General features: G+C 69.8%; 21 protein-coding genes. 16 read left to right on the top strand and 5 right to left on the bottom strand.

Annotated elements, in window-relative coordinates:
* The first annotated feature begins 52 nt into the window (after window positions 1-52).
* Window positions 53-586, top strand: a complete 534-nt coding sequence (locus tag ACWCXB_RS27060) for an SRPBCC domain-containing protein (protein WP_450726319.1) — start codon at window positions 53-55, stop codon at window positions 584-586.
* Window positions 587-600: 14 nt separating this feature from the next.
* On the opposite strand, the gene ACWCXB_RS27055 is transcribed toward ACWCXB_RS27060, so the two are convergent.
* The 3 genes from ACWCXB_RS27055 to ACWCXB_RS27045 are packed head-to-tail and all read right to left on the bottom strand — an operon-like array spanning window position 601 to window position 2,409.
* Window positions 601-1,530: an isopenicillin N synthase family dioxygenase gene (locus ACWCXB_RS27055; protein WP_450726317.1), complete on the bottom strand. Its 930-nt coding sequence runs from the start codon at window positions 1,528-1,530 to the stop codon at window positions 601-603.
* Window positions 1,520-1,975 (bottom strand): nucleoside deaminase, encoded by a 456-nt coding sequence (locus ACWCXB_RS27050; RefSeq protein ID WP_450726315.1) that lies wholly within the window; start codon window positions 1,973-1,975, stop codon window positions 1,520-1,522. The genes ACWCXB_RS27055 and ACWCXB_RS27050 overlap by 11 nt, the downstream gene beginning before the upstream one ends.
* Before the next feature lie 44 nt (window positions 1,976-2,019).
* Complete coding sequence (locus tag ACWCXB_RS27045) at window positions 2,020-2,409, bottom strand: PLD nuclease N-terminal domain-containing protein (protein ID WP_450726313.1); 390 nt, start codon at window positions 2,407-2,409, stop codon at window positions 2,020-2,022.
* Window positions 2,410-2,497: 88 nt separating this feature from the next.
* Here ACWCXB_RS27045 and ACWCXB_RS27040 point away from each other — a divergent pair, with 88 nt between their 5' ends.
* The 6 genes from ACWCXB_RS27040 (at window position 2,498) to ACWCXB_RS27015 (ending at window position 6,713) form a co-directional block, all read left to right on the top strand.
* On the top strand, window positions 2,498-3,949 hold the full coding sequence (locus ACWCXB_RS27040) for a menaquinone biosynthesis decarboxylase (RefSeq protein WP_450726311.1): 1,452 nt from the start codon (window positions 2,498-2,500) through the stop codon (window positions 3,947-3,949).
* On the top strand, window positions 3,946-4,419 hold the full coding sequence (locus tag ACWCXB_RS27035) for a hypothetical protein (protein ID WP_450726309.1): 474 nt from the start codon (window positions 3,946-3,948) through the stop codon (window positions 4,417-4,419). The genes ACWCXB_RS27040 and ACWCXB_RS27035 overlap by 4 nt, the downstream gene beginning before the upstream one ends.
* Window positions 4,416-5,336 carry a menaquinone biosynthesis prenyltransferase MqnP gene (mqnP, locus tag ACWCXB_RS27030; protein WP_450726307.1) on the top strand — a complete coding sequence of 307 codons (921 nt, stop codon included), beginning with the start codon at window positions 4,416-4,418 and terminating at the stop codon, window positions 5,334-5,336. Before ACWCXB_RS27035 ends, mqnP begins: the two co-directional genes overlap by 4 nt.
* Window positions 5,337-5,435: 99 nt before the next feature.
* A complete protein-coding gene (locus ACWCXB_RS27025; protein ID WP_450726305.1) occupies window positions 5,436-5,696 on the top strand; it encodes a type II toxin-antitoxin system Phd/YefM family antitoxin in 261 nt (86 codons plus the stop codon).
* A gap of 8 nt (window positions 5,697-5,704) precedes the next feature.
* On the top strand, window positions 5,705-5,956 hold the full coding sequence (locus ACWCXB_RS27020; protein WP_450726303.1) for a type II toxin-antitoxin system RelE family toxin: 252 nt from the start codon (window positions 5,705-5,707) through the stop codon (window positions 5,954-5,956).
* Window positions 5,957-6,035: 79 nt separating this feature from the next.
* On the top strand, window positions 6,036-6,713 hold the full coding sequence (locus tag ACWCXB_RS27015) for a UbiX family flavin prenyltransferase (protein WP_450726301.1): 678 nt from the start codon (window positions 6,036-6,038) through the stop codon (window positions 6,711-6,713).
* Window positions 6,714-6,751: 38 nt separating this feature from the next.
* On the opposite strand, the gene ACWCXB_RS27010 is transcribed toward ACWCXB_RS27015, so the two are convergent.
* Window positions 6,752-6,904: a hypothetical protein gene (locus ACWCXB_RS27010; RefSeq protein WP_450726299.1), complete on the bottom strand. Its 153-nt coding sequence runs from the start codon at window positions 6,902-6,904 to the stop codon at window positions 6,752-6,754.
* Window positions 6,905-7,026: 122 nt separating this feature from the next.
* Between ACWCXB_RS27010 and ACWCXB_RS27005 the strand changes: the two genes are divergently transcribed.
* The 9 genes from ACWCXB_RS27005 to ACWCXB_RS26965 all read left to right on the top strand — a co-directional run bounded on the left by ACWCXB_RS27005 (window position 7,027) and on the right by ACWCXB_RS26965 (window position 14,641).
* Complete coding sequence (locus ACWCXB_RS27005; protein WP_385420064.1) at window positions 7,027-7,482, top strand: Lrp/AsnC family transcriptional regulator; 456 nt, start codon at window positions 7,027-7,029, stop codon at window positions 7,480-7,482.
* Between the two features lie 33 nt (window positions 7,483-7,515).
* Window positions 7,516-8,709, top strand: a complete 1,194-nt coding sequence (gene mqnE / locus ACWCXB_RS27000) for an aminofutalosine synthase MqnE (RefSeq protein WP_450726297.1) — start codon at window positions 7,516-7,518, stop codon at window positions 8,707-8,709.
* A gap of 151 nt (window positions 8,710-8,860) precedes the next feature.
* A complete protein-coding gene (locus ACWCXB_RS26995; RefSeq protein ID WP_450726295.1) occupies window positions 8,861-9,385 on the top strand; it encodes an N-acetyltransferase family protein in 525 nt (174 codons plus the stop codon).
* A gap of 55 nt (window positions 9,386-9,440) precedes the next feature.
* Window positions 9,441-9,737, top strand: a complete 297-nt coding sequence (locus tag ACWCXB_RS26990; protein WP_450726293.1) for a DUF4229 domain-containing protein — start codon at window positions 9,441-9,443, stop codon at window positions 9,735-9,737.
* Window positions 9,738-10,112: 375 nt separating this feature from the next.
* Entirely contained in the window at window positions 10,113-11,447 is a 1,335-nt protein-coding gene (locus tag ACWCXB_RS26985; RefSeq protein WP_450726291.1) for a dicarboxylate/amino acid:cation symporter, read from the top strand.
* Window positions 11,448-11,595: 148 nt separating this feature from the next.
* Window positions 11,596-12,750, top strand: coding sequence for an acyltransferase family protein (locus tag ACWCXB_RS26980; protein ID WP_450726289.1), 1,155 nt, complete (start codon window positions 11,596-11,598; stop codon window positions 12,748-12,750).
* A gap of 133 nt (window positions 12,751-12,883) precedes the next feature.
* Window positions 12,884-13,687 (top strand): arsenite methyltransferase, encoded by an 804-nt coding sequence (gene arsM, locus ACWCXB_RS26975; RefSeq protein WP_450726287.1) that lies wholly within the window; start codon window positions 12,884-12,886, stop codon window positions 13,685-13,687.
* Between the two features lie 70 nt (window positions 13,688-13,757).
* Window positions 13,758-13,832, top strand: coding sequence for a 50S ribosomal protein bL37 (locus ACWCXB_RS26970; RefSeq protein WP_109542219.1), 75 nt, complete (start codon window positions 13,758-13,760; stop codon window positions 13,830-13,832).
* A 152-nt stretch (window positions 13,833-13,984) separates the two neighbouring features.
* Complete coding sequence (locus ACWCXB_RS26965) at window positions 13,985-14,641, top strand: TetR/AcrR family transcriptional regulator (RefSeq protein WP_450726286.1); 657 nt, start codon at window positions 13,985-13,987, stop codon at window positions 14,639-14,641.
* Between the two features lie 245 nt (window positions 14,642-14,886).
* On the opposite strand, the gene ACWCXB_RS26960 is transcribed toward ACWCXB_RS26965, so the two are convergent.
* The gene (locus ACWCXB_RS26960) at window positions 14,887-15,288 is read right to left on the bottom strand and encodes a DnaJ family domain-containing protein (RefSeq protein WP_450726284.1); all 402 of its coding nucleotides are present in this window, start codon (window positions 15,286-15,288) and stop codon (window positions 14,887-14,889) included.
* Window positions 15,289-15,295: the final 7 nt, after the last annotated feature.

The following is a 15,295-nucleotide window of genomic DNA, read 5'->3' as shown; positions in this document are numbered from 1 at the left end:
GGGTGGGCGAGACACGGTAGCGGGCCCGGCCCGTACGGGCGACGCTGGTGCCATGACGACCGAAGCGATCCCTCATGGCACCAGCGAGACCCGCGAGGGCGACGACGGCGACACCCACGTCCTGCACTTCGTGATGCACCTTCCGCACCCCGTGGTGAACATCTGGGCCGCCGTGGCCACCCCGGAGGGCCTGCCCCAGTGGCTGGCCGCCGCGGATCTGCTGGAGCCGCACCTCGACGGCGGGGTGACGCTCCGCTGGCTCAACGCAGACGCGGAAGAGGAGGGAACGGTGGTCCACGGACGGGTGACGGCCTGGGACCGGGAGGCCGTCGCCGAGTACACCGTCGAGCGGCACGGCCGGATCCGCTTCCACATGGAGCCGGCGCCCGCGGACTCCTTGGCGACGGTCCTGCGCTTCACCAACGAGTTCACCGGGACCGACGCACAGCGCCTCGACAACCTGGCGGGCTGGCACCAGCACTTCGAGTACCTGGACGCCGCGCTCGACGGCCACCCGGCCGACTGGTCCGCCTGGACCCCGGACCGCTTCCAGCAGCTCCGTGAGGAGTACGCCGGCCGGAAGTGATCCACCGGACGTGTTCAGCCGGCCGTGATCGCGTCCAGCTGGGCCCGCAGATACGTGTGCGAGTCGATGCCCCGCACGTCCGTACCCGGATCGCACTCGTAGAAGTAGACGAGCGACATCAGCTCCTCCGCCGGTGCGTCGGCGGGCGGCGGCAGCACCCTGTGGCGCCCCGAACGCCAGCGGCCGCCGGTCCAGCGGGCCATCAGATCCCCGATGTTGACCGTCAGCGCGTCCGGCGCGTACGGGGCGTCCTCCCAGCCGCCCGCGTCCGTGAAGACCTGGAGCCCGCCCTTGCCGGTCTGCCGGTCGAGGACGGTGACCGTGCCGAAGTCGGTGTGCGGGCCGATCCGGAACTGGCCCGGCTGCGGCTCGCCGACGGTGTCCCGGCCGGGATACCAGTTGATGTTGAAGCCCCAGGTCGGGTGCCCGGTGTGCCGGGTGAAGAAGTCCTCGGACTCGCCGAGCGCCACCCCCAGCAGCCCGAGGAGCCGATCGGACAGCGCCCGCATCGCAGCCAGATACGCCTCCACGGCCGGACGCAGCGAGAGGACCTCGCCCGGCCAGGTGTTCGGCAGGAACCACTCCGCGTCGACCTCCGGATCGCCGCTCGGCTCGTCCGCCGCGAAGGACAGCGACTCCTTGAGATCGGGCGGCGTCTGCGTGCCCTCCGCATACCCGTTGGCCTCCGCCCCGGGGCCCAGCCAGCCGCGCCCGCCGACCTTCACCGCGTACGGCTCCTTCGTGGCCGGCGGCAGGCGGAAGAAGCCGCGCGCCGACTCGCGGATCTCCGTCCGCAGGTCCTGGCTCACCCCGTGGCCGGTGACGAGCAGGAAGCCCGCGGTGCGCAGGGCCTCGTCGACGGTGGCGGCGGTACGGGCGCGGGCCTCCGGGTCCCCGGCGAGCCAGGGCGCCAGGTCGATCACGGGGATACGGTCACTGGTCATCGCCGATGTCCTCGCTCCACAGCTCGGGGTGCCTGTCGATGAACTCACGCATCAGGGCCGTGCATTCGGGGTCGTCAAGGACCACGACCTCCACGCCGTGCGCGGCGAGCCAGTCGTGGGCGCCCTGGAAGGTCTCGGCCTCGCCGACGACGACCCGGGAGATGCCGAACTGCCGGACGAGCCCGGAGCAGTACCAGCAGGGGGAGAGGGTGGTGACCATCGTCGTACCGCGGTAGGAGCGCTGACGCCCCGCCGCACGGAAGGCCGCGGTCTCCGCGTGCAGCGAGGGATCGCCGTCCTGGACGCGGCGGTTGTGGCCACGGCCGAGGAGGGTGCCGTCCGCCCCGTACAGCGCGGCGCCGATCGGGACGCCGCCCTCCGCGAGGCCCGCGCGTGCCTCGGCGAGAGCGGTGGAGAGCCAGTGCCGTGCCCGTTCCCGGTCCATCGACCCACCCTCACCTCAGGCTGCTCGGAGCCGCTCGGGTCTGCTCAGGGCTGCTGGGGGTCGTCGCCCCCCTCGCGCCGCTTCAGCTCGTCCTCGCGGCGGCGCAGGTCCGCCTCCCAGTCCTTGAGGAGTTCCTCGTCCTTCTTGTTCTCTTCCTTGAGCGCGTTCAGGAACTCGGGATTGTCGTCGGGCGCGACCCACTGCGTCTTGTGGTTGCGGTGCCACTCGGACGGGGTAGAGCCGCCCGCCGGGGCGTGCCGCAGCTTGCCCGCCGCGAACCAGACGATCGGGCCGACGATCGAGAAGAGCAGGATGATGATCACCCAGACCACCTTGGGGAGGTGCCTGACCTCGTCCTCGGGGGTATTCAGACAGTCGATGAACGCGTAGATCGTGAGCGCCAGGATCAGGATGAACGGCAGATATCTGATCATGGTCGTGCCAGCCCCCAAGCAACGGTTGCGGGGCGCGGACCGGCCCCGGTGACCGTTCCAGCGTAGTGGGTGGCCGATACTGGACGGCATGGCTTACGACGATCTTCGCTCGCTGCTGCGCGCACTGGAGCGCGAGGGCGACCTCAAGCGCATCAAGGCCGAAGTCGACCCGTATCTGGAGGTCGGGGAGATCGTCGACCGGGTCCAGAAGTCCGGCGGCCCGGCCCTCCTCTTCGAGAACGTGCGCGGCTCGGCGATGCCGCTCGCGATGAACGTGTACGGAACGGACCGCCGGCTGCTCAAGGCGCTGGGCCTGAAGTCGTACGACGAGATCAGCGCGAAGATCGGCGGGCTGCTGAAGCCGGAGCTGCCGCACGGGTTCGTGGGGGTGCGTGAGGCGTTCGGGAAGCTGGGTGCGATGACGCACGTGCCGCCGAAGAAGGTGAAGGACGCCCCCGTGCAGGAGGTCGTCCTGCACGGTGACGACGTCGATCTGGACCGGCTGCCCGCGCTGTTCACCTGGCCCGAGGACGGCGGCTCCTTCTTCAATCTGGGGCTCACCCACACCAAGGACCCGGAGAGCGGGATCCGCAATCTCGGGCTGTACCGGCTGCAGCGCCACGACAAGCGCACCATCGGCATGCACTGGCAGATCCACAAGGACAGCCGCAACCACTACCAGGTGGCGGCACGTCGCGGGGAGAAGCTGCCGGTGGCGATCGCCTTCGGCTGTCCCCCGGCCGTGACGTACGCATCGACGGCGCCGCTGCCCGGAGACATCGACGAGTACCTCTTCGCCGGCTTCGTGCAGGGCAAGCGGATCGAGATGGTCGACTGCAAGACGGTGCCGCTGCAGGTGCCGGCGCAGGCGGAGGTCGTGCTGGAGGGTTGGCTGGAGCCCGGGAAGATGCTTCCCGAGGGCCCGTTCGGCGACCACACCGGCTTCTACACGCCGCAGGAGGACTTCCCGGCGCTGACGATCGACTGCGTGACGATGCGGAAGCGGCCGCTGCTCCAGTCGATCGTCGTGGGCCGGCCGCCGACGGAGGACGGCCCGCTGGGGCGGGCGACGGAACGCTTCTTCCTGCCTCTGCTCAAGATCATCGTGCCGGACATCGTGGACTACCACCTGCCCGAGTCGGGCGGCTTCCACAACTGTGCGATCGTCTCGATCGACAAGAAGTACCCGAAGCACGCGCAGAAGGTCATGCACGCCATCTGGGGCGCGCACATGATGTCGCTGACCAAGCTGATCGTGGTCGTCGACTCCGACTGCGACGTCCACGATCTGCACGAGGTGTCGTGGCGGGCGCTCGGCAACACCGACTACGCCCGTGACCTGACCGTCGTCGAGGGCCCGGTGGACCATCTGGACCACTCCTCGTACCAGCAGTTCTGGGGCGGCAAGGCGGGCATCGACGCGACGAAGAAGTGGCCCGAGGAGGGCTACACCCGCGACGGGGGCTGGCCGAACATGGTGCTCTCAGACCCGGACACGGCGGCGCTGGTCGACCGCCGCTGGAAGGAGTACGGCCTGTGAGCCCCCTGGCCGTGGGCGGTCCCGCCCTGTTCCTCGGCGCCGACACCCCGTGCGTGGCGCTGGTGCGCCCCGAGCTGGACGTGAACGACCCGGAGCTGCGCCTCGCGGCCGAGCGGGCCGGGGTCTCCCCGGAGGAGTTCGCCGGCCCCGAGAACACCTGGCAGCTGCTCGCCGACCGGGCCGACGGCGAGAGCCGCGGCTTCGTCCTGCCCGGCTTCGCCGACGCCGAGGCCGCCGCGTTCGCGGACGCCCTGCTGGCGGCGCTGGACAGCGGCGCCGATTTCGGGCTGGCCCTCGCGGACGGTGCGCTCGGCCTGGACGGCCGTACCCGCGGCGACGACCGGGTGGCCCTGCTCGCCCGCGTCACCACGCCCGACGGCGGTGAGGACCCTCTCGAACTGGAGCTGGGGGCGCTGCCCGTCGCGGACCTCCGCGACGACCTGGAGGACTTCCGGAGGAGCCTGGTATGACCACCGCCGACGGCGTACTCGGCCCCGGCTCCGCGCCGCAGCCGACCAGCAAGGTCAAGGCGTTCCTCAGGCTCGTGATGATCGAGCACTCGGTCTTCGCGCTGCCGTTCGCCTACATCGCCTCGCTCACCGCGATGTTCGAGCTGGACCGGAACATCCAGTGGGGCAAGCTGCTGCTGGTCACGATCGCCATGGTGGGCCTGCGGACCTTCGCGATGGCCTGCAACCGGATCATCGACCGCGAGATCGACGCCCGTAACCCGCGTACGGCGGGGCGGGAGTTGGTCACGGGTGCCGTGTCCGTGCGGTCCGCGTGGACCGGGGCGGGCGTGGCTGTCGTGGTCTTCCTGGGTGCCGCGGCGCTGCTCAACCCGCTGTGCCTGGCCCTTGCGCCCGTCGCTGTCGTCCCCATGGTGGTCTATCCGTACGGGAAGCGCTTCACGAACTTCCCGCACGCGATTCTCGGCCTCGCCCAGGCGATGGGCCCGGTCGGCGCATGGATCGCGATCACCGGGGCCTGGTCCTGGGACGCGGTGATCCTCGGCCTCGCGGTCGGCGTCTGGATCGGCGGCTTCGACCTGATCTTCGCCTGCCAGGACGTCGCGGCCGACCGCGCCGAGGGCGTCATGTCCGTCCCGGCCCGCTTCGGCGTCCCCGCGGCGCTGTGGGGCGCGCGGGTGTGCCATGCCGTGACGATGGGCCTCTTCGTCTGGTACGCGCTCGCCACCGGTGCCGGGCTCCTCTTCTGGCTGGGGCTGGTGATCGTCGCCGTGGCGTTCGGCTACGAGCACACGATCGTGCGGCCGCACGATCTGTCCCGTCTGAACAGGGCGTTCTTCACGGTGAACGGCTTCATCGGGATCGCGCTCTTTGCGTGCGCGCTGCTGGACCTGCTGGTGCGGGGCCTGACGGTGTGACCGTGCCCCGGAGTGGGGCCCGTCACGGTGCTGCGGTGTACGGAGTCCGTGTTCCCGGTTCTCAGGCAGTACGGACCCGCAGGTCTGTACAGTTCTGATATGGAGACCTATCCGCTTGTGGAGGCCCGGAACCAGCTGGGCCAGTTGGTCGGCCGGGTGCGGCACGGTCACGAGCACTTCCTGATCAGCGAGTACGGAAAGCCGGCAGCGGCCCTGGTGCCGATAGAGGAACTCGAAGAGCTGCAGCGGCTCCGCGATGAAGCCGACGTCAGGGAAGCGCGCATGCGCGAGGCCGAACCGGGCGGGCTGTCGCTCAGCCACGAGGAGTTCATGGCCCAGCTGGAGGCCGAGGACAGGTAGGCGGCCCAGTGAGCCATGCCGTCGTGTGGGAGCACCTCGCCATGCAGGAATACCGCAGGCTCCGGCAGGTGGACCCCGTAGGCGCCAAGGCGTGTGCGGCTGCGGTTGCGGCGCCGGCGGACGAGCCCACTCCGGAAGCGGCGCGTCCGCTGGGCGGCTCGGGTTATTACCGGCTCCCGGTCGGGACGTGGCGCGTTCTCTACCGGCCGGACGGCGAGACCGTCACCGTCCACATCATCAAGGTCGGTCGCACCGGCTGAGGAGCCGGAGGAGCGTACCCAGTTCGGCCGGGGGACCTTACCCAGTTCCGCCATCCGGTGGCCGGATAGGCTCGATGCCATGAATGACGCCAACCGCACCCCGTGGGTCGTCGGGGTCTCCGGGGCGTCCGGGACCCCCTACGCGGCCGCCGTGCTGCGCGGACTGCTCGATGCCGGTGAGAGCGTCGATCTGGTGGTGTCGCGGGCGTCGCGGCTCACCCTGATGGACGAGACGGGCATCGCGTTCCGGGACGCCCACTGGCGGGACGATCTGCGCGCGTGGCTGGAGCGGGGCGCCGACGGCAAGCCCGGCACCTTCGAGGTGGACGAGGCCGCCGACGTACGGCACTGGACTGCGGGGGATCTCGCCGCAGGGCCGTCGTCCGGCTCGTACCCGGTCAAGGGGATGCTGATCGTGCCGGCATCGACCGCGTGCGTCGCGGGTGTGGCGCTCGGTCTGTCGAAGGATCTGCTGCAGCGGGCGGCGAGCGTGACGCTGAAGGAGCGTCGGAAGCTGGTGGTCGCGGTGCGGGAGACTCCGCTGAACGGGCAGACCCTGAAGCATCTTGTGGCGCTGGACGAGGCGGGCGCTGTCGTACTGCCCGCCTCTCCGGCGTTCTACGCGGGCGCGACGCACATCCAGGATCTGGTGGACTTCGTCGCGGGGCGGGTGCTGGACGCGGCAGGGGTGCCGCACCGGCTGTACCGCCGTTGGGAGGGGGAGCTGGGTGGTGCCCAGTCCCGAGGTGACCAGTGATCGGACAGGACCCGGGTCGGGGTCCTGCCGTTCGGGGCCTAGCGCTTCTTGGTCGCGCGGCGGGCGGGACGGGCCGTCCGGTCGGCGCGGTGGGCAGCGGCAGGCTGGTGAGCACGCGAGCGGTTGGCCAGCTCCTGCAGCTGTCGCATGTGGGCGTAGGCCATCTCGATCGTGTACACGGTGAGTGTCATCTCCTGTATGGATCTGTATGGATCGTCTGATCGTTTGAAAGATTCACAGGGTGTCGGCCCTGTGTGCCTTAGATTCTACACGTAAACTTGCGGTATCGCTGAACAATGGAAGGCTCAGGCATATGGACGCCGTGGATAGGCAGCTCATCCAGGCTCTGCGCGAGAACGGCAGGGCTTCGTACGCCGAGCTCGGCCGGCTCGTCGGACTCTCGGGTCCCTCCGTCACCGACCGCATCAACCGCCTGGAGGCGGCGGGTGTCATCACCGGCTACCGCGCGACCGTCGACGCAGCCTCGCTCGGTCTCGGCGTCACCGCGCTGATCGGCATCTCCCTCTCCGACGCGGCCGACCATGAGGACGTGGCGCGCCGGCTGCGCGACCTCGAGGAGATCGAGGACTGCTGGTTCATCGCGGGCGACGACTCGTACATGCTCAAGGTGCGGGCGAGCGACGTCGACGGACTGGAGAAGACGATCCGCCGGCTGTCCGGGACGAAGGGCGTCTCGCGGACGCGTACGACGATCGTGCTCTCCACGAAGTGGGAGAACCGGGTCGGCGAACTGCCCGAGGAGGGCTAGGCGTACGGTGGGTGAGGCCCGATTGGTTGACGTATGGGAGGCGGCCTGATGACTGCATCTATCAAAGATGTGGGTCTCAAGCGCGAGCTGGAGGAGAAGGTCCGCGCCGGGGAGCGGCTCAGCCGCGAGGACGGCATCGCTCTGTACGAGTCGGACGACCTGGCCTGGCTCGGTGGCCTCGCCCACGAGGTGCGTACGCGCAAGAACGGTGACGTCGTCCACTTCAACGTCAACCGCCACCTCAACATGACCAACGTGTGCACGGCGTCGTGCGCGTACTGCTCGTTCCAGCGCAAGCCGGGCGAGAAGGACGCGTACACCATGCGCATCGAGGAGGCCGTCCGCCTCGCCAAGGCGATGGAGAACGACAACCTCACCGAGCTGCACATCGTCAACGGGCTCCACCCCAACCTGCCGTGGCGCTACTACCCCCGGTCGCTCAGCGAGCTGAAGAAGGCCCTGCCGAACGTCTCGCTGAAGGCCTTCACCGCGACGGAGATCCACCACTTCGAGACCATCTCCGGGCTCTCCGCGTCCGAGATCCTCGACGAGCTGATCGAGGCCGGTCTGGAGTCGCTGACCGGCGGCGGCGCCGAGATCTTCGACTGGGAGGTCCGGCAGCACATCGTCGACCACCGCACCCACTGGGAGGACTGGTCGCGCATCCACCGCCTCGCGCACGAGAAGGGTCTGAAGACCCCGTGCACGATGCTGTACGGGCACATCGAGGAGCCCCGCCACCGCGTGGACCACGTCCTGCGGCTGCGTGAACTCCAGGACGAGACCGGCGGCTTCCAGGTCTTCATCCCGCTGCGCTACCAGCACGACTTCGTCGACATGCAGGACGGCAAGGTCCGCAACCGGCTGCAGGCCCGGACGACGATGGCGACGGGCGCCGAGGCGCTGAAGACCTTCGCGGTCTCGCGGCTCCTCTTCGACAACATCCAGCACGTCAAGGTCTTCTGGGTCATGCACGGCGTCCAGACGGCCCAGCTGGCGCTGCAGCACGGCGCGGACGACATGGACGGCTCGGTCGTCGAGTACAAGATCACGCACGACGCCGACAACTACGGCACCCCCAACAAGCTCACCCGCGACGACCTGCTGGAGCTGATCCGCGACGCGGGCTTCCGCCCGGTCGAGCGGAACACCCGCTACGAGGTCATCCGCGAGTACCCGGGCCCGGACCCGGACCGCCGCGAGTCGCCGCAGCCGATGCGGGTCTGACTTCCCGGGGGCTCCCGCGGGGGCCCGCGCCCCCCGGACCTGGCGGGCTCGGGCTTCGAGGAGCGCGGCACCGCCCGGTGGGCCGGGGTGTCCGTTCTCACGGTCCGGACGGCTTCCGAGGAGCCCCTGGGCGGTTGTTACCTTCGGGGGCATGTCCCTTGTGTTCCGCCTCGACCCGCCCGTAGAGCCTGCCCTGCGCGACGGAATGCTCGCGCTCTGGACGGACGTGTCCAACGCGGGCGGGGCCGTGGGGTTCGTACCTCCCGTCACGGCGGAGGACATACGGCCCGAGTGGCTGAAGCATCTGGCCGGGATGGCCGAGGGGCACAAGCGGCTCCTCGTCGGGCACGACGAGGACGGGCACCTCGCGGCCGCCGCGTTCCTCACCCACAACGCGCACCGGCTGATGCGGCACTGGATCTGGCTCTACACCGTGATGGTCCATCCCCGGCACCAGGGCAGAGGATACGGCCGCGAACTGCTCGCCGCCGCCGCCGACGCCGCCCGCGGCCTGGACGGCATCGAGGCGATACGGCTCACCTGCCGCGGCGGCCTCGGCCTGGAGAACTTCTACGCCTCGTGCGGCTACAAAGAGGTCGGACGCGTACCCGGCGCGATCCGGGTCGCCGACGGGGACGATCGCGACGACATCACGATGCTGCTCCCCCTGAACTGATCAAATCGACACGTGCTTCACTGGTCGGGCAATTCAGTGAAGGGAAGGGACTGCGGTGTCCGACAGCAAGACGAGCGCCACGCTCCGGTACACGCTCATGCGTCTCGGCGTCTTCGCCGGCTGCTTCTTCGTCCTGTGGGGACTGGTGTACCTGAGGGTGCTGCCGCGCGGCCTCGGCGACTCCAACCTCCTCTGGGTGCTGGTCCTCTCCGTCCTGCTCTCCGCGCCGCTGAGTTTCGTCCTCCTGCGCAAGCAGCGCGACGAGATGTCCGAGCAGATCGTGGCGAAGGTCGACCGGGCGAAGTCCCGCCTGGAGGCCAACCGTTCCCAGGAGGACAACGCCGTCCAGTGACGGGCCGCCCGGTGACGAGCCGCCCAGTGACAGGCGGAACGTAACCTTCCTCACATCCGTCCGACGCCCCGTGCCGGAGCAGCCGCAGCAGCCGCTCCAGCGCGGGGCGTTGATGTATGCCGTCCTCAAAGAAGAGCTTTGAGGATCTCAAAGTTCAAGTGTTAACGTGTTCCGCATGACGACAGCAGTGCGCCCTCACACAGCCATGAGCACCCCGCTCGTGGCGCGCCTGCACGTCGATCTCTGCCGCTGTATGTCCGCGGTCTGTTGCCGCTCGGTCTGACCCGGCATCACAGCGGCGCCGCCTGCTCTCCAGGCACGGGCGCCGCACCCCTGTCCCCGTATTCACCCGATACGCCTCCCCGGAGTGTGCCCGTGTCCGCGAACTCCGCGACGCCCACCCGCACCACCGCCCGCATACCCAACGTCCCCTTCTGGGCCCAGATCGTCGCCGGTCTCGTGCTCGGCGCCCTGCTCGGCTGGCTGGCCCGCAGCCAGGACATCAACTGGCTCTACAAGACCCTCGAGCAGGTCGGCGGGATCTTCGTCCAGCTGCTGAAGCTGGCGGTCGCCCCGCTCGTCTTCTTCGCGATCCTGGTGTCGATCACCAACCTGCGCAAGGTCAACAACGCCGCCCGGCTGGCCACGCGCACGCTGCTCTGGTTCATGATCACCTCGCTGATCGCGGTCGCGATCGGCCTCGCGATCGGCCTGCTCACCAACCCGGGTGCAGGCACCGGACTCACCCCCAAGGACGGCCAGAAGCCGGAGCACGCGGGCTCCTGGATCGACTTCCTCACCGGGATCATCCCGACGGACGTCATCACGCCCTTCACCGAGCTGAACGTCCTTCAGATCGTCTTCATGGCCGCCGTCGCCGGCGTCGCGGCGCTCAAGCTGGGCGACCGCGCCAAGCCGATCCTCACCCTCAGCGAATCCGTCCTGGAGCTGCTCCAGAAGGCCCTGTGGTGGGTCATCCGCCTCGCCCCGATCGGCACGGTCGGCCTCATCGGTTACGCCATCGCCGACTACGGCTGGGACCTGATCGGCAAGTACGCGACCTTCACCGCCGATGTCTACATCGGCTGCGCGCTGGTCCTGTTCGGCGTGTACCCGCTGCTGCTCGCGACCGTCGCGAAGGTCAACCCGCTGCAGTTCTTCAAGGGCGCGTGGCCGGCCATCCAGCTGGCCTTCGTCTCCCGCTCCTCGGTCGGCACGATGCCGGTCACGGTCAAGGTCACCGAGCGTCTCGGCGTACCGAAGGAGTACACCTCCTTCGCCGTTCCGTTCGGCGCGACGACCAAGATGGACGGCTGCGCCGCGATCTACCCGGCGCTTGCCGCGATCTTCATCGCGCAGATCTTCGGTGTCGAGCTGGGCATCCAGGACTACCTGCTGATCGCCTTCGTCTCGGTCGTCGGCTCCGCGGCCACCGCGGGCCTCACGGGCGCGACGGTCATGCTCACCCTGACCCTCTCCACGCTGGGCCTCCCGTTGGAGGGCGTGGGCCTGCTGATGGCGATCGACCCGATCCTGGACATGGTCCGCACGGCCACGAACGTGGCCGGTCAGGCGCTGGTCCCGGTCGTGGTCGCGGCTCGCGAGAAGATCCTCGACGTCGAGGCGTACAACTCGGCCTCGGCGTCGCCGATCGACGACGCGGAGGTCCCCGTCGCCGAGCAGAAGGTGGCTGTGACGGCTGCGGTGTAGGTCCGACCTTCGGCCAGGAGGGGCTCCCGGGCCAGGAGGGGCGCTCGCCGAACCGGCGGGCGCCCCTCCTTTACACTCTGGCGACACCCTTCCGGCACATGTGCATGCGGCCGTGTGATCCGACAGACCGAAGAGAGCGACCGACTTCATGACTCAGCCGACGGCGGCCGCTCCGCCCTCCCGGCCCGGCCGTCTCGACTCCCTCACCGGACTGCGCTGGTGGGCGGCGTTCGCCGTCTTCGCGCACCACATGACCAATCTGGCGCCGCTGCCGGTCCATGAGGTGGTCGTGTTCGGAAAGTACGGGGTGACGCTCTTCTTCGTGCTGTCCGGATTCGTCCTGACCTGGTCGGCACGGCCGGGCGTCACCGCACCCACCTTCTACTGGCGGCGCTTCGCCCGGATCTATCCGGCGCACTTCGTGGCGCTGCTGTTCGCGATCCCCGTCTTCTACAGCTTCAGCCCCGACCCTGCCCAGGGATGGGTCAAGCCGGTCAGTGCCGGAATCCTCCTGCTGTCCATCCCGCTGATTCAAGGCTGGTGGCGGGACCCGGTCCTGCTCTACTCGGGGAACCCGGCAGCCTGGACGCTGACCTGCGAGTTCTTCTTCTACGCCCTGTTCCCGCCGCTGCACCGCGTCTTCGGGCGGCTGAGAGTGCGGGGCGCGCTGGCGGCCACGTTCCTCGGCTTCGCGGCGGCGTTCGGATACCGCCTCTTCGTTTGGTTCCACCCGCATTCCTGGGCAGCGGAGCTGCCGTTGCCGGTCGTGCGGCTGAGCGAGTTCGTCATCGGTATCGCCATCGCGCGCGCCATGCTTTCGGGCTGGCGGGTACGCGTCGCCCCCATCTGGGCCTTCCTGGGCACCGCCGCCCTCGTCGGCTGGCTGGTGACCACCGCCGACCGGCCGGCCGGCAGCACTCTCGCTGCCTTCGTGCGGGTCACCAAGGAAGAGTGGATCATCTTCGCCTGCGCCGCGATGATCGCCACGGTCGCCTGGCGTGACCTCGCCGGCAAGCGGTCCCTGCTGCGCTGCCGTCCTCTGGTGCTCCTCGGCGAGTGGTCGTACGCGTTCTATCTCGTCCACGCGACCTTCATCTACATCGCCCGCGACAGGTTCGGGAAGGAGATGGTGAGCTGGTCGAACCTGCAGTGGTACGCGGCCCTTCTCGTCGTCTCGCTCGCCGGGGCCGCCGTGCTGCACTACGCCGTGGAACGCCCGCTGGAGCGACGGCTGCGCACCTGGTGGGACGCGCGACGGGCGGCCGGAGCGGACCGCACGCTTCTGCCGGTCGGCACTGGCTAGGACTACCGGTCGGGTGTGGGGGGCACGGCGTTGTTGACGCCCCAGGCCACTGCCTTCCTGTGTTGACGTTCTTCGAATCAAGGCGCAGCCTTGTATTGAAAGACGTCGATGCAGCATGAGCGGGGGCGAGGTCATGAGCGAGCAGTCCGTGGAGCTGCGCGAGAGCGTCCGCCGGCGGTACGCGGCCGCCGCGGTGCAGGTGGCCGAGGGTGGGACCGCGTGCTGCGGGCCTGAGTCGTGCTGCGGGTCCGGGCGCGTCGAGGCCGAGGAGGGCTTCGGGCCGGCCCTCTACGGCGCCGGTGAGCGGGACCTGCTGCCCGCCGCAGCGGTCGCAGCCTCGCTCGGCTGTGGCAATCCCCTCGCTGTTGCCGACCTCCGTGAAGGCGAGCGGGTCCTGGACCTGGGCTCCGGCGGTGGCATCGACGTCCTGCTGTCCGCGCGCCGTGTCGGCCCGGCCGGCAAGGTGTACGGGCTGGACATGACCGAGGAGATGCTCGCCCTCGCCCTGGCCAACCGGAAGAAGGCCGGTGCGACCAACGCCGAGTTCCTCAAGGGGACGATCGAGGCCGTCCCGCTGCCCGCCAACACGATCGACGTCGTCATCTCCAACTGCGTCATCAACCTGTCCACCGACAAGGCGGCCGTCTTCGCGGAGGCCTTCCGCGTCCTGGCGCCCGGTGGCCGGATCGGTGTCACCGACGTCGTCGCCGACGACGACCTGTCGGCCGAGCAGCGTGCCCAGCGCGGTGACCATGCCGGCTGTATCGCCGGAGCGCTCTCCTTCGCCGAATACCGCGAGGGCCTGTCGGCCGCAGGGTTCACCGACATCGAGATCACCCCGACCCACTCCGTCGCCGACGGCATGCATTCCGCCGTCGTCCGCGCCGTCAAGCCGGCCGTCGAACCGGCCGACGGGGCGGCCGTGGTGTCGCCGTAATGCGGTCCTGATGGGCCGAACCTAGACTGACGAGGCCATGGAGAATTCCTGAAACAGGGAGATCTGCACCATGTCCAAGCGAGGCAACAAGCGGCGCGGCCGTAAGAAGAAGAAGGCGAACCACGGCAAGCGCCCCAACGCCTGAGCCGCACCGTCGTTCACGAGCGCCCTGGATCGACCGCGATCCGGGGCGCTCGTGCATGGCGCCGCTGCCGGCAGGCGGTGCGACCGCCCGGCCTGCCGGCGGGCCGTAGGCTTTACCGCCGGGTAGGACCGCGGGGTGGGAGGAAAGCCGGGATGGGCGCTGTGGGTGCCGGGAGGAGCGGCAAGCGGATGCCGCGTGCCGTGCGGGAGCAGCAGATGCTGGACGCCGCGGTGCGGACGTTCGGGCAGCGCGGGTACCGGGCGGCGTCGATGGACGAGATCGCCGAGTTGGCCGGGGTGTCCAAGCCGCTGGTCTATCTGTATCTGAACTCCAAGGAGGAGCTGTTCACCGCGTGCATCCGGCGTGAGGCCGGGGCGCTGATCGAGGCGGTGCGGGCCGCGGTCGAGCCCGGGCTCCCGGCGGACCGGCAGCTGTGGGAGGGGCTCGCGGCGTTCTTCCGGCACACGGCCGGGCATCCCGACGCATGGGCGGTGCTGCACCGGCAGGCGCGGACGCACGGGGAGCCGTTCGCCGCGGAGGTGGCGGTGATGCGGGACGAGATCGTGGCGTTCGTGACCGGGCTCATCGGGGCGGCCGCGCGGGAGACGCACGGGGACGGGGAGCTGGCCGACCGTGACGTTGCCGGGCTTGCCCAGGCGCTGGTGGGCGCGGCGGAGTCACTCGCCGGGTGGGCGAACGAGACGCCGGGCGTCTCCGCGAAGGAGGCCGCGGCGACGCTGATGAACTTCGCCTGGGAGGGCCTGGGCAACCTCATGCAGGGCGAGCGGTGGTCGCCGTCCGGCCGGTGAGACGGACGCGTCGCCCGGCGCCTTGAACTCGGCCTCGGTGTAACGGATTTCCCCGGACGCGGCGCCGTGCCGCCGGCCGGATCCGCCCCGTCGAGCGTTACGGGCTCCAGGAGACCGGCGCGGTGGGGGAGTTCGTCGCGGGCGCCGTCCTCGTCCGGTCGGCGCGCGTGTCCGTCCTCGAACGCCGGACGGGCCGGCAACGGGCGGAGACCCGACGGGGTCAGGGGGCGTGCCCCTGCTTCGCGTCAGCCGCCGCGCTTCTGCCGCCAGTCCCGGACGACCGCGTCGGCGTCGTACGGCGTCAGACCGAGCAGCGGGCCGGGCGGTGGGCGGCGGACGGCGGCGGCGATCTTTTCGTTGATGCGCTCGATGATGCGGCGCACCGCGGCCTCCGACGGGGCCCGGGCGGCCGCCTCCAGGGCGTCCTCGGCCTCTTTGCGGAGGGCGAGGGTGGGCGGGAGGTACGACAGGCCCTCGCGGTGCATCTTTCTCTTGATCCACCACAGGTCGTCGTACGCGTCGCCGTTGCCCGGCAGTGGCTTTCCGAAGCCGGGCAGATTCCTGAAGTCGCCGCGCTCCGTCGCCTCACGGATCTGCTTGTCGACCCATGACTCGAAACTGACGCCTGGCGGCTTGCGCTCGGTCACGTGTTCC

The organism is Streptomyces sp. NPDC001514 (assembly GCF_053597075.1).
This window is presented reverse-complemented; position numbering and strand designations above follow the sequence as displayed.